The following is a 14,271-nucleotide window of genomic DNA, read 5'->3' on the forward strand; positions in this document are numbered from 1 at the left end:
GCGTGCGCGACTTTGTCCGCGATCTGGTGAAGTCGGTAGACGTCCAGTTCGTGCCGGGTAGCGAGCTTCCGCGCCGTCCCGACGAGGTGCTGCTGGAGGGTGCGGTGCAGGCCGCGCTGATCCGGTTGAACCCGGAGGTCGAGGCGGACCCGAGGAAGGCCGACGAGGTCATCCATATCTTGCGGGCCATCCTCATCTCGGCTCGCACGACTCCGCACCCAGTGGTCGCGAACGAGGAGCTCACGGCGTGGCTGACCGGGCAGAAGTCGATGCCGTTCGGACCGAACGGCGAACACACGACGGTCCGACTGATCGACTTCGACCACCCCGAGGATGACTCGTCGAACCAGTGGGTGATCTCGACTGAGGTGACGTTCCAGGTCGGGCGCGTCGGCAAGCGGTTCGACCTGGTGCTGTGGTGCAACGGCTTCCCGGTGGTGGTGGGTGAGGCAAAGACGCCGATCCGAGCGGCGTACTCGTGGATCGACGGCGCCGCGCAGGTGCACGACGACTACGAGGCCAGCGTGCCGCAGTTCTTCGTGCCCAACGTGTTCTCGTTCGCCACCGAGGGCAAGGACTTCCGTTATGGCACCGTCGGAATGCCGGTCGAGCTGTGGGGGCCGTGGCGCGAGGACGAGACCGACCCCGACGCACCGGCGAAAGTTGGTCTGGAGGTTGTCAAGGACGCCGTGAACGGCGTCCTCAAGCCGGCGGCAGTGCTGGATTTCCTGCGTTTCTTCACGGTCTTCGCGACGGACAAGAAGCACCGCAAGATCAAGGTGATCGCTCGGTTCCAGCAGTTCCAGGCCACGAACCTGATCGTGCAGCGAGTCCTGCACGGGAAGATCAAGCAGGGCCTGATCTGGCATTTCCAGGGGTCCGGCAAGTCGCTACTGATGGTGTTCACAGCGTTGAAGCTGCGGGCGATGGCCGAGCTGACCAACCCGACGATCCTGATCGTGGTCGACCGGATCGACCTCGACACCCAAATCACGGGCACGTTCAACGCCTCCGACGTACCAGGCCTCGTGTCGACCGACTCGCGTAGAGAACTCCAGACCCTGCTGAGCCAGGGAGCACGCAAGATCATCATCACCACGATCCACAAGTTCGGCGAGGCCGACGGCGTTCTCGATGACCGGCACAACATCATCGCGATGGTTGACGAGGCCCACCGCTCCCAGGAGGGCGACTACGGGCAGAAGATGCGCGAGGCGCTGCCCAACGCGTTCCTGTTCGGGCTGACCGGAACTCCGATCAACAAGCGCGACCGCAACACGTTCATGTGGTTCGGGTCGCCTGAGGACGAGGGCGGCTACCTGTCGCGCTACACGTTCCAGGACTCCATCCGTGACGGGGCAACGCTCCCGCTGCATTTCGAACCGCGCCTGTCGGAGATCCACCTCGACCAGGAGAAGATCGACGCCGCGTTCGAGGAGCTGGCGGCGGATCGCAACCTGACCGAGGGCGAGAAGATCACGCTGTCGAAGAAGGCCGCCTCGATCGAGGTGCTCATCAAGGCCCCCGACCGCATCCGGCAGGTCGCCGCCGATGTCGTCGAACACTTCACGGCCAAGGTCGAACCTGAGGGGTTCAAGGCGCAGCTCGTGGCCTACGACAAGGCGTCCTGCGTGGCCTACAAGGAAGCACTCGACACGATGCTGCCGCCCGAGGCGTCGACCATCGTGATGTCGAAGTCCCGGACCGACCCAGCCGAATGGGCGAAGTGGACTCCGGGCGCCGAGGACCTGGAACGGGTCGTCGCGCGGTTTAACGACCCTGCTGATCCGCTGAAGATCATCATCGTCACCGCGAAACTGCTCACCGGCTTCGATGCGCCGATCCTGCAGACGCAGTACCTGGACAAGCCGCTCAAGGAGCACACCCTCCTGCAGGCGATCACCCGCACCAACCGGGTCTATCCGCCCAACAAGACCCACGGCCTCATCGTCGACTACCTCGGCATCTTCGACGACGTCGCTAAGTCGCTGGCGTTCGACGAGACCGCCGTGCAGCAGGTGATCTCCAACATCGAGGAGCTGAAGAACCAGCTCGCGCCCGCGATGGCGACCGCGCTCGCGTTCTTCCCCGGCGTGGACCGCACCATCGGTGGTTACGAGGGGCTCATCCAGGCGCAGGCCGCGATCGCCGACGACATGGTGAAGGACGCCTTCGGGTCGGCCTACAGCGTCGTGTCCCAGTTGTGGGAGGCGCTAAGCCCCGACCCGATGCTGAAGCCACATCGGGACGACTACAAGTGGCTCACCGACGTCTACGAGTCTGTGCGGCCGGCAGACATCACTGGCCGGCTGGTGTGGCACGCACTCGGCGCCAAGACGATCGAACTGATCAACGAGAACATCCAGGTCGAGATCCCGCAGGGCGCCGAGACCATCGTCCTCGACGCTCAGACGATCGAGGACCTTATGACGGGTAAGCGCAAGGACGTGCCCATCGAGGAGATCGAGAAGCAGATCACCGCCAGGATCGCCCGCCACCTCAACAACCCGATCTTCGTCGAGCTCGGCCAGCGGCTCAACGCTCTGCGCGAGAAGTATGCAGACATCCAGCAGTCCAGCCTCGACTTCCTCCGCGAGCTATTGGAGCTTGCGAAGGACACGGTCGCCGCCGAGAAGGCAGAGGAGCTCATCCCGCGGGAGGAGAAGGGCAAGGCGGCCCTCACTGAGTTGTTCGACGCGCTCAAGGGCGACGAGACTCCGATCATCGTCTCGAATGTTGTGGACCGCATCGATGAAGTCGTACGCGGCGTCCGCTTCGACGGCTGGCAGTCCACCATCGCTGGCGACCAAGAGGTCCGCAAGGCGCTGCGCCAGACCCTCTACGTCCAGTTCAAGATCCGCGACAACGACGTCTACGAGAAGGCCCTCGGGTACGTCCGGGAGTACTACTGATGGACGACGCCGCGGACCTGGAGGCTTGGCTGGCGTCGCTCCCGGCAGCCCGCGGCGAACCTCCTGTCGATGACGAGACGCCCCCGGATCGCATGTCGCTCTTGGCGCGGATCATCGACTACTACCTCGAGTCCGGCGACTTCAACGGCCTCGCCGTCGTGCCTTCGTCCGAGAGCCACGAAGGTGCCAGGACCTTGATCGCCGACGGCCTGGTGCAGCTGGTGACCGGTACCGATTACCTCAACACGCACATTCGGCCGTGGGTGCGGAGCGACTGGGAGCGTCAGCTGGACGAGTTCGACCAGGTGGTCCGGGGCGACACGGGCGGATGCTTGTACCCGACTGCCGCCGGAATGGCGGCCCTGGCTGCGTTGCCGACGGCCCCGGGGAAGCCCTTCATGGAAAGGCTCATGCGCGCCGAGTGCGGAACTCTCGACCTCGCGTTCTTTGAGATGGCGGCAATCGAGGGCTACCTAAATGATCCAGCCTTCCAGTTCAGGCTCGGTGACGACGGCTTCTCGTTCGCGGACGTGCCAGCGCTCACCGACGACCTCGACTTCGAGGACCTGACGCTGCTCAAGGAGGCTGGGTACGCGTACGACAACAGTGTCGACCCGAAGGGCCAGGAGCCGATCAGGCGGTATTGGGCCGCTCTCATGTGCGATCTCGCCGGGTTGCCGTCGCAGCATCAGCAGCGGATCAAGACGTACGAGCTGGTGAACCCCGATCCCGGCATCGAGCCGCATCCGATCTGGTGGGGCCGAATGATGGGTCACTGGCCCGAATCAATTGGCCCATTCACCAAGGTCTTGCTGGAGATGTCGGCGATCAATGAGGTCTGGAATCTGGCATTTGGTGCCCCGATCTTCACGTCGACGGAAAGGCCGCCGACGTGGGGATGGGTCCTACGTTCGACTTCGCGCGACTGGGAGGGGTTCATCCTCACGACAAGCACTCTGTTGGTGGACGGCCTGTCTGCGAAGGGCCTCGATGCGGCGGGCGCGCCGAAAAAGAACGACGTTGGCGACGTAGTCGGCACGCTGAACCGGCTGGGGTTGCTACTCGAAGCGAAAACCAGTCCAAGCACGACTTCGGAGGGCGTTAGGCGGCTACTTGCCCCGTTCCATGAGGTTCGGAAAGAGCGCCAGGCGCCTGCTCACAAGGTCAACGAGAACGTCCATGACCCGCTAATCCTGAACCGACAGCGTGACCTCCTGATGCGGCTGACGGAGACTCTGATCCAGATCCGTGAGTTCGTCAGCACCCATCCCGCAGTCCTCGGCGCAGGCTGGAAGCCCAACCGGCAACTTGAGCGGTGGGTCGTTTTGTGAGCACACGCGGACGAGTGGCAGTTTGGGGAGGAGGTGGCAATGCCGATGGGGCAAACTGAGGAGCAGTGGGGCTGGGAGCGGACCGGCCCCGTCTGGGGTGCCCGCGCGTTCGCGCCCAAGTCCGGTCAGGATCACCTCGGGCTCGGCTCGGTCAGCTCCGACAGGATCCTCCCGGCTCTGTCGCCCGGCATCAACGTGCTCACCGTTCACCCGCGCTACTGGTCGTTCTACTCATGGGTGCTCGACGACTTCTGGGCCGCCGATCTGCCGCGAAACCGCGCCAGCTTCGTCAGCTTCTACCGGCCCCGCGAGGCGATCTTCTCGATGGCCTGTCACGTGTGCGATGCCCCCGAACACGCCACCATCGTCGGCAACGTGAACGGCAGCAGGCGAATCAGTCCGAAGGCCAACGACCCGGACTTCGACCCGCAGTTCGACTACATCAAGGAGCCGCTCGGTGGCTACGGGCTCTATTACCGCTCCGCGATGGAACTCACCGGATCGCTGGTGGTGGCGTCGCCGGCCAACGGGTTCCCGGTCGATGCCCCAACCCCGATTGGGCGGTCTCTCGCCGAGGCATATCGCAACGCCGTCGCCGGGACGGAAGTCAGCCGCCTGCTCAGTGAGGGCAAGATAACGGAGCCGGTGTCACGCGAGGCCCTTGTCGAGTTCGCCCGGAAGGGCTGCCTCTGCCAGTTGCGCGCGGCGGAGGCGCATGACCTGCCCCTTTTGAGGGACCTGTTCCTCCACTCAGGGACAGCCGCTGAGGTGGCCTCACGCTGCGAGACCCTGCGCATGCTGCTGGATCTCAGCACGTGCCGACAGGCAGAGGAGCTCTCGCAAGACGACTTCCGGCAGCTCGTCTACTTCCGGCAACTCGACGGCTCCGATTACCTGCCAAGGCCCGAGTTGCTAGACGTGGCTCGTCGCTGGCGCGTGTACCAGGGTCGGGAGTACTTCGCCTACGTCTTCAACCGCCTGCTCCGCTGGGTTTCGCGCCGCGGACTTGCCGCGACCGACGGCGGCCTCACGGTGCTTCCGAAGGCAGAGCTGTGGGCACTCGTCGATGATTCCTTGACCCGCAGCTCGCAGGTAGACGATTTGGGGCTGACTCTTCCAGCGGTAGATGCCAGCACGCGCGCGTCTGCCCTGCTTGAGGGTCTCCTCGCCGAAGTCGACGTGTCGCCCGATGCCGACGGCGTCTGGCCGCGCGCCGGAGGCCTCGACGAGCACGCGCTGTACACCGCCTGCCGCGAATATGACCAGGACGACGGTGCCATCATGGTGGCACTTCTGGCTCTGGTGCTCCTGCTCCGCGAGCGGTTCGGACTTCCGAGTCGCGCATTGGAATACGCCAAGGAGCAGGTCCTTGTCGCAGAGGGCGGGAGTCTCCGCATCGGCATGGCCCGGTTCATGCATCAGTTGAACCAGCGCATGCTGCGCGACCTGACGCTCGGTGACCTCGCCCGATGGCTGATCGAGGACTTCGTGATCGTCCAGCACGAGCGAGTGGCCGCGGCAAAGCTCCCAGACGACACCTATCGGGTGCGACGCGTTGGAGATGCCGTCAGGTTCTTCGCCCAGGAGTCCCCGGCTGTGTTCAACGACAGCCGGTTCCGAGCTCTCAGCACGACCGTGCACGAGCTCGGTTGGGTCTCGACGTTCAACGAATCTGACCGTCAACTGACTGCTTCAGGACAGAGCCTTCTGGCCGACGGTGACTTGCCCGGGGGAGCGCTCGCCGCCGCGGCGGCAGCCTTCGGCGAATCTGACGCGGAGAGTTCGTGAGCTCGCCGCGCGCAGACGTCGTCATCCCTGAGCTCCTCCAGGGGCAGTGGACGACGGCCCTGATATGCACCTACGGCGCCGATCTCACGTTCCTCGAGACCAGACTGCTGGGCCAGCTCGCGCAGATCCCACTCCGCATCGTGCTGGCCGACGACGGGCAGTTGGCCGAGACGCTCGCTGAGTCGGCTCGGACCGGGCAGCGGCATCGGCTCGCGAACAAGGCATACGTCGCGGCCCCGGTCCGTCACCCTCGTGCTGCACACGGCAAGCTGATCGCGCTGCTCGGGCCTTCCAGCGGGCTATTGGTAGTCGGCTCGGGCAACCTCGGCTACGAGGGCTACGCGGCCCCCGGTGAGCTCTGGCATGTGTACGCCTACAGCGACGAGCGCCCGGAGCACCTGCAGGAGTTCGCCTCGGCACGGGCCCACGTTGACGGGCTGGCTCAACGAGGCCTGCTCGACTCGCCCGTCGTCGAACTGCTGCAAACCGCGTGGGGCCAGTCGCCGTGGATCCCGCCGGCACCTGCCAGCCCTTCGGCGCTGCGGAGCAGCCTCGAAGACCCGATCATTGATCAACTGCAAGTCGAGGTCGCCGGCCCGGTCGACGAACTCATCGCACACGCCCCGTTCCACGACGCCGACTGTGCAGCGCTGGAGGCGTTGGTCGACCGCTTTCAGCCCAAGCGCACCCGCCTCCTGCTCACTGACGCCACGTCTGCGGATCCGGCCTCCATCCAGAACGTCATGAGGAACGCCCTGGGTGCGGTCATCGAGCGCGTGCAGGTCAAGTCCGAGCCGGGTGCCTACATCCATGCGAAGTGGGTGCACCTGATCCATGGTGACTCGGAGACGTTGCTGACTGGTTCGGCCAACCTGTCGCGAACCGCGCTACTGCGGTCCGCTGAGAACGGGAACATCGAGCTCGGCGTCATCACCCACGGTGCGCGGGGAGCGTTCGACTCGCTTTACGCTCACCTGGAACGCAATGAGATTCACGATCCAGCGTCGCTCAAGGTCACCTATCAGGGCGCCCCACCCGGCGAGACGGTCGAGGGGCAACACCCGGTTCTGTTGTGGAGCAGACTCGACGGGCCCCGGCTCACGTTGGCCTTCGACCGATCGATTTCCGACGGAACCGCCATCCTGGTCGAGGACCACACCGGCAGCCCGCTGGATTGGACGGCCAAAGAAGTCGACGGCGCCCAGGTCCGACTGGTTCTCACCAAGGACTCGGCGGAGCGACTGGCCGAGGGCGGCCGGATCCAGGTCAGGCTCGACGGTGACGACAGCCAGATCAACCACTCGTGGCCGTATCACGTAGCCGAGCTGCGCGGGCGGCTCGACAAAGTCGGCCAACGAGACCGGCTCCAACACATCGGCGACCTTCCGGAGCAAGATGCAGAGCTTTACGGACTGCTCCAGGAGTTGGACGCGACGCTCATCATCGACCGCGCATCCGTCTGGCGGATCGCGAAAGGCAATGAGGCGACCCCAGTCGCTGCCGACAACGAAGGGGAACCGTCGATCAGGCTCGAAGACCTCGACTGGACCCGCGTCCGCCGCGATCACCGCTATGGCGGGTACTTCGGCCGCGGCGGCGGACCCGGCATTGCGCCGACGGATATCCAGGTGATCCTGGCTGCGATAGCCGGTCGGCTCGGGGACATTGGCATGGACGTTGGCGATCCGCCCGAAGACGAGGATGAGCTCGCCCGCGAAGGCGACACCACGACCTCCGACGGCGACGACGAGCGCGAAGACGAGCTCGAAGATGAGCTGCTGAGGCGTCGTCTTCCGGTCAGCACTCGCACCCGGATGGCGTTCGACCGATTCTCCCGCCGCTATTCCGAGGCACTTGCAGACTCGGGCTTCATCGAGGAACTCGGACCCGTTCCGGCAGCGACCAACGCGATCATCTTCAACCACCTCCTCGCTCGATTGCTGGAACGGAACGCGGTCTCGCCTTCGGTTGCGCTGGGTGCCCAGCTGGCGACGTGGGCATTCCTTTGGGGCAGACCCGGAGCCGCGGGCACCGGTGCGGACCTCGACGAGGAAACCGCCGACGTCGTACGGCAGGTCCTGCGGGACGGCCACGCGAAGGTCGCCACGGTTCGTGGGCTCGCTGCTGCTGCGGACCGACCCGCATCGGGTGAGGATGTCGCACGACTGCGAGAGTTGGCACAACACCTACTTGTGGACGACGACTTCGGCCTTGACATCGAACTGCTCGAGGAGGCAGCTGGCGCTGCCGAGATGGCGGGCGGGCTGCTGGATTCCCTGGCCCGTGCGGCGTCGCCGCACGGGCCGAGCGAGATTCTCGACGTTGTCGTGGGCGTCCACGGGGTCGCGCGAGGTTCGGTCCACTGGCGAACTGAGACCGTCCGTCGAGCCCGGGCAAACTACGACGCGACCACATTCGTCGTGACCTCAACGCTGCCCGGTCTCACCCCGGCGCTCGCCACCGAGATGCTCGGTCGGGTCGTTGTGGCGGCCACCTTCGCCGATCATCCCGGCTCGTATTGGCGGATTCGGTTCGAAGGTAACGGCAGCGCGGTGGCCTTTTGGGACGCCGACGCGAGCGACGGGGTCGTCATGGTCGATGGTCACGACGAAGACTTTGAATCGCTCGAAGTCGTGTGGCCTTCGTGGGTCCGCAGGATCGCCACTCTTCGCGGCGAACTGGTCACGCGCTCACATGTTGCGCAGCAGGCCGGATGACCATGCCGGTGTCCCACTTGCACGACCGGCTCCTCCGGTCCCGCACCCGGTGCGGTGCCGCTGAATCAGCGGGACCGTGTGACCTGCGGATTCACGAACGGTGGTGCTGATTCAGCACCACCGGCGCGACCTGCGGAAACACCGTCCCGGCCCCGGGCCGGGACCGCACGGTGGCCCCGAATCAGGACGACCGTGTTGACCCGCTCAAACGCGGGTCCGGCGACTCGCCGGAACCGGTGCCGGGGAGTCCCCGGCACCATCGACCGTGCCGCCGCGGCAGAGGCACCGAGCAGCTCGTCACGGTGGTGGGGACTCACCACCGCTGGCGCCGGTGAGTCCCCGGCACCGGGGGCTTCCGGCCAGGTCGTCACCGGTCCCGCTGATTCGGCGGGACCGTCCGCCCCGACTGGCGTCAGGGAGGCGATGACATCGTGGGTGCCCACCCATCGAAGGTGCGCCTGGTCGGAGCCGATGTCAACCACCGAATCTGGCCCGCCATCGGCGACTCCGAACTGGTCGAAGACAGTGCGAGACAACAGAAGACAACCAGCGACAACCAGCGGTGAAGATTCTTTCGGGCGCGTCTCGCCATGCGAACGTGGCTCATCACAGTTGACGGTGTAGGAGTTGGGGCCTGAATCCGCCGGTCTCGAGGAGGCTGCGGGCGATGTAGTTGGTCAGGTTGCGGAACCCGAGCGCGCTACCGCGGAGGTGTTCGAGCCGGCCATTGATGGCCTCGGTCGGCCCGTTGCTTGTTCCCGGTCGGTCGAAGTAGGCAAGTACGTCGGCGGCCCGCTTCTTCAACGTCCTGCCGAGCTTCGCAACCTCGGTCAGGGCCTTGGGCACGCCGGCACTGAGATCAGCGATGAGCTTGATCATCAACCTGCGTCCGTGGGCGCGGTCTTCGGTGCGGTAGGCGGCGATCATCCGCTGGTAGATGCCCCAGGTTGCTTCGACCTCGACATGTACCTCGTCGGCGAAGAGCCGATTGAGCCGGTCGATCTGTCGGTCGGTGAGCAGACCGCTGCCGGTGTGCAGCGTGCGCCGCGACTTGTAGAGCGGGTCGTCCCGGTAGCCGCGGTGTCCGTGGATCGCGAGCTGGACCCTACGTCGGCACTGATCGAGTGCGTCGCCGGCGAGCCGTACGACGTGGAAGGGGTCCATGACCGCGATCGCCTCGGGGACTTCTTCGGCGGCAGCGGTCTTGAACCCGGTGAAGCCGTCCATCGCGACGGCCTCGACGCCGTCACGCCAAGCGTCGGGGCGTTCGGTGAGCCAGGTCTTGAACGCCTGCTTGGAGCGGCCCTCGATCATGTCGAGCAGGCGGGCGGGCCCAATGCCGTCGCGGACTGGGGTGAGGTCGATGATCACGGTGACGTACTTGTCGCCGCGGCTGGTGTGGCGCCACACGTGCTCGTCGACCCCGATCACGGCGACTCCATCGAAACGCTGCTCGTCGTCGATCAGGACCCGTCTGCCTTCGGCCAGGACGGCGTCGTTGGCGGTGTTCCATGCGACCCCGAGCCCTTCAGCGACCCGTGCCACGGTGAGGTGTTGGACCACGATCGCTTCCAGGGCCCACCGCAGTGCGGTACGAGTCAGCTTCGCCCGTGGCTCGGCGGCCTTCGACGTGTCTTGTCGCCACACGTGCCCGCAGGCAGGGCATCGGTAGCGCCGCACGACGACTTCGAGCGTCGTGGGGCGCCAGCCGAGCGGGTCGTGGGCAAGGCGACGCACCACGGTGTCTCGCGGGTTTCCTCCACAGCCACAGCGATGGCACCACTGGTCGGGCTCGATGACTCGACACGCGAGGATTGCTCGGTCAGATTCGAGACGTTGGCCGGTGACTTCCAGGCCGAGTTCGTCCAAACGCGTGAACGCAGCCAGATCGGGCGGGCCGAAGCCCGAAGCTGGCTGCGTTGCGGGTCCCCTCGGGTGCTCAGGCGCGGCTACCGACGCCACCGTTAGGTACGAGCTCGGTGATGCGGGCCAGGTCCGTGTCAGTCAGGACGAGCTCTGCGGCGGCGATGTTCTGCGCTACCCGACTCGGGTTGCGCGAGCCCGGAATCGGAACGATGTAGTCCTTCTGGGCGAGCAGCCAAGCCAGGGCAAGCTGCGACAGCGTCGCGTCCTTGGCCGCGGCGATGTCGGTGAGTTCCTCGGCGATGTGGACGTTGGCGTCGTAGTTCTCCGGCGCCCACCACCCGATGAACTGCCGGAAGTCGTCGGCGCTGTAGGCGCTGCGCGGCTGGACCGCGCCGCTCAGGAAGCCGCGCGCCAGCGGGGAGTAGGCGACCAGGCCGATACCGAGCTCCTCGATCACCGGGAGCAGTGCCTCGGACTCGCGCGCGAAGATCGAGTACTCGGTCTGCAGGACTGAGATCGGATGCACGGCATGGGCCTTGCGGATGCTGTCGGCGTTCGTGTTGGACAGACCGAGGTACCTGACCTTGCCGGCATCGACGTACTCCTTCATCACGCCGACGACCTCCTCAACCGGCACGCTCGGGTCGTGCAAGTGCTGGTAGAGCAGATCGATCGAGTCGACGTTGAGGTTGCGCAGACTGTCGTCGACGACTTTGCGGATGTGCCCGGGACGGGAGTCGGGCACGAAGCCGCGCGCCGGGTCGGACTCGATGCCGAACTTGGTGGCGATGGTGATCTCGTCGCGGAACGGCGCGACCGCGGCGCCGAGGAGCTTCTCGCCTTCGCCCCAGCCGTACATGCGGGCGGTGTCGAAGTGGGTGGTGCCGAGCTCGAAGGCGCGACGGATCGCGGCGATCGACTCCGTGTCGTCACTCGGGCCGTAACCGGTGGCGGTGCCCATCGCGCCGTAGCCGATCGCGCTGACCGTCAAGCCTTCCCGTCCTAGCGTGCGTAGCTTCATGTCTGCTCCTTCGAGTCCATACCGAACCGTTCGGTTCGGCGCTGTATGAACCTACGCCCCGCTGCGTGCATTCCCAAACCAGACGGTTTGGTTCGTATCCTTTGAGCATGGACAGCGACTCGACCCGGGACCGGATCATCGCGGCCGCTACAGCCGAGTTCGCCGAGCACGGCATCGCCGGCGCACGCGTCGAGCGCATCGCGAAGACGGCTCGCACGAGCAAGGAGCGGGTCTACGCCCACTTCCGTGGCAAGGAGGAGCTGTACCGGTTTGTCGCAGCCCGCGAGCTCGAAGCGATGGCCACCGCGGTGCCGCTAGACCCGTCCGACCTGCCTGGTTACGCCGTGCGGCTTCACGACTACGCGATCAAACATCCTCAACGACTGCGTCTCATGCAGTGGGGCCAACTCGAGATGACGGCCAGTGCGGACGACGACCCGTTCCAGCGAATCGTCGAAGGCAAGATCGAGCAACTTCAGGGCGCCCAGGATGCTGGCGTCCTTGAACGGCAGTGGGAGGCCACCGACGTCTTGATGTTTGTGAGTCAGCTGGCCACCTCATGGGCAGGACAAGGCGACCTCGTGCCACCCGGCGTCGACCGTGACGCATTCCTGGCGTCGCGACGCCAAGCCATCGAAGCCGCAGTTCGGCGACTCTTTCCCGCCCACGTGACCTGAGGCGACAATGCGCAACGGCGCTCCCTCGCGCGACGTCGTCTCGCGGTCGTTACACCCTCAACTGCGAAGAGCCGCGAACGTCCGGCCGCGAGCGCCCATCGAAATCCCATCACCTACGGAGCGAGCGAGGCCGAGATGACCGGCACCAACAGGTAAAGTGGCGACGTCGGTGATCAACCGATCTCCGTGTAGATCGAGTCAACCGGAGCTGACCAAAGACATTCCGAAGTAGCGGAAAACGGACCAGATCGTCCCAGAGGTCGCAGGTTCAAATCCTGCCCCCGCTACCAATCAGGCCCGGAAATCCAGTGGATTTCCGGGCCTGAAAGTTTTGAGACTTGATCAACCCTCCACTTGCCCTCCACATTGGCCTCTCTGAAGGCCGATTTGCTGGTGCTTCTCACAGACGGCACCGACTCGCACCGAGTGATGACGGGCCGCCTGGGAGAAGTTGCTCACCTGATGGACATGAACACTCCATCACCAGCTCTCAGCGGGCTCGAGCCCTTGATCAGCGTGGACGAACTGTCCGAGTACCTCGGCATCCCGGTTCGGACTATCTACGACTGGCGCCTGACCGGCCACGGGCCCCGAGGCCTTCGCGTGGGGCGACATCTCAAGTTCGCAGTCTCCGACGTCGCTGCTTGGGTCGACGCCCAGCGCGAAGCCTCAGCACCTGGGGACTCACAGAGGGCGTGATCGGTCATGGCTAAGCCCAGGATCGAGATCGGCACCTTCGGCGTCATCGAGTTCACCACACTCGCCAGCGGCATGGTCCGTGCGCGCGCACGATTCCGTGACGAGGACGGACGGCTGCGTCGGATCGAGGCCAGAGGCGACACGTCCGCCAAGGCCGAACGGCGGCTGAAGCACAAGTTCGTCGAACGCCTCGAGCTCGCCACCGACGGCGACGAGCTGACTCCGGACAGCCTGTTCGGCCATCTCGTCGAGGTCTGGCTTGAGGATCTCGACCTGGAGAACCGGCTCGCCAGGAACACCCGCCAACTGTACGAGCGGAACATCCGCAACCTGGTCCTCCCAACGTTCGAACACCTCACACTCCGCGAGATCACCGTCCGTCGGGTCGATCGCTTCATCAAGACGCTCGCATCGACCAAGAGCTACAGCTACGCCAAGCAGGCCCGCACCGTGATGGGTCTGGCACTCGGTCTGGCCGTTCGCTACGGCGCTCTGCGATCCAACCCTGTGCGGGACATTGCGCCGCTGCACAAGCCGCCGTCGAAGGCCATGGCGCTGACGTTCGACCAGGTCGAAGCAATCCGCCGCGCTGCACGCGAATGGCGACGTGGCACCGGGTGGAACGGGCCGAGACCGGACGGGCAACTGGAGCTGATCATTGAGGTCATGCTCGGCACCTCGGCCCGTATTGGCGAGGTGCTCGCGATCCGCAAGTGCGACGTCAACGTCACCATTAGACCGGCGACCGTGAGGATCTGCGGCACGATCGTCTCGCCCAAGGGAGAGGCGACCTACCGTCAGCCCCAGACCAAGACGTTCCAGTCCACGCGAGTGGTCCACGTGCCCAGCTTCGCTACCGAAGCGATCCGACAGCGACTTGTCGTCATAGCCGATGAGGAGCCTGAACACCTCCTGTTCTTCACACGCAACGGCACGCCGCTCACGACGAACAATGTCCGTCGGCGGTTGCGCATGGTCTTGGACGACGCTGGTCTGCCTGGTGTCTCTCCACACGCGTTTCGAAGGACCGTGGCGACAACTTTGGATCGCGCCTCCGGGGCGGAACTGGCGGCCGAGATGCTGGGACACACGTCATCGAAGATCACGAAGGCGCACTACATCGAGCCGGACGAGATGGTCGACCCCGTCACGGCAGAAATCCTTGAGGCGTTGGCGCCCCGTCCTGATCAGTGGGACGGCGCATGAACATTGGGTCTAAGGCTGTGGAATGACGCGCCTGCTCCTGTGACGGATGGTTCG

9 protein-coding genes are annotated in these 14,271 nt (G+C 65.3%); 7 read left to right on the forward strand and 2 right to left on the reverse strand.

Features of this window, described 5'->3' with window-relative positions; translation table 11 throughout:
* Window positions 1–2: 2 nt before the first annotated feature.
* Genes B2363_RS10120 through B2363_RS10135 form a run of 4 tightly spaced genes read left to right on the forward strand, consistent with a single transcriptional unit; the run spans window position 3 to window position 8,748 of the window.
* Window positions 3–2,912: a type I restriction endonuclease subunit R gene (locus B2363_RS10120; RefSeq protein WP_286929909.1), complete on the forward strand. Its 2,910-nt coding sequence runs from the start codon at window positions 3–5 to the stop codon at window positions 2,910–2,912.
* Complete coding sequence (locus B2363_RS10125) at window positions 2,912–4,243, forward strand: hypothetical protein (RefSeq protein WP_286929910.1); 1,332 nt, start codon at window positions 2,912–2,914, stop codon at window positions 4,241–4,243. The genes B2363_RS10120 and B2363_RS10125 overlap by 1 nt, the downstream gene beginning before the upstream one ends.
* A 39-nt stretch (window positions 4,244–4,282) precedes the next feature.
* A complete protein-coding gene (locus tag B2363_RS10130) occupies window positions 4,283–6,031 on the forward strand; it encodes a hypothetical protein (RefSeq protein WP_286929912.1) in 1,749 nt (582 codons plus the stop codon).
* Window positions 6,028–8,748 (forward strand): hypothetical protein, encoded by a 2,721-nt coding sequence (locus B2363_RS10135; protein ID WP_286929914.1) that lies wholly within the window; start codon window positions 6,028–6,030, stop codon window positions 8,746–8,748. The genes B2363_RS10130 and B2363_RS10135 overlap by 4 nt, the downstream gene beginning before the upstream one ends.
* Window positions 8,749–9,354: 606 nt before the next feature.
* Here the strand turns inward: B2363_RS10135 and B2363_RS10140 are convergent.
* Complete coding sequence (locus B2363_RS10140) at window positions 9,355–10,710, reverse strand: ISL3 family transposase (protein WP_376785936.1); 1,356 nt, start codon at window positions 10,708–10,710, stop codon at window positions 9,355–9,357.
* The gene (locus tag B2363_RS10145) at window positions 10,688–11,635 is read right to left on the reverse strand and encodes an aldo/keto reductase (RefSeq protein ID WP_286929915.1); all 948 of its coding nucleotides are present in this window, start codon (window positions 11,633–11,635) and stop codon (window positions 10,688–10,690) included. The genes B2363_RS10140 and B2363_RS10145 overlap by 23 nt, the downstream gene beginning before the upstream one ends.
* A gap of 107 nt (window positions 11,636–11,742) precedes the next feature.
* On the opposite strand from B2363_RS10145, the gene B2363_RS10150 reads away from it, so the two are divergent.
* The 3 genes from B2363_RS10150 to B2363_RS10160 all read left to right on the forward strand — a co-directional run bounded on the left by B2363_RS10150 (window position 11,743) and on the right by B2363_RS10160 (window position 14,217).
* The gene (locus tag B2363_RS10150) at window positions 11,743–12,312 is read left to right on the forward strand and encodes a TetR/AcrR family transcriptional regulator (protein WP_286929916.1); all 570 of its coding nucleotides are present in this window, start codon (window positions 11,743–11,745) and stop codon (window positions 12,310–12,312) included.
* A gap of 468 nt (window positions 12,313–12,780) precedes the next feature.
* Entirely contained in the window at window positions 12,781–13,011 is a 231-nt protein-coding gene (locus B2363_RS10155) for a helix-turn-helix transcriptional regulator (protein WP_286930126.1), read from the forward strand.
* A gap of 6 nt (window positions 13,012–13,017) precedes the next feature.
* Complete coding sequence (locus tag B2363_RS10160; protein ID WP_286929917.1) at window positions 13,018–14,217, forward strand: tyrosine-type recombinase/integrase; 1,200 nt, start codon at window positions 13,018–13,020, stop codon at window positions 14,215–14,217.
* The last annotated feature ends 54 nt before the right edge of the window (window positions 14,218–14,271 follow it).

This window comes from Aeromicrobium sp. UBA7512 (assembly GCF_002476985.1).
Lineage (GTDB): Bacteria > Actinomycetota > Actinomycetes > Propionibacteriales > Nocardioidaceae > Aeromicrobium > Aeromicrobium phoceense.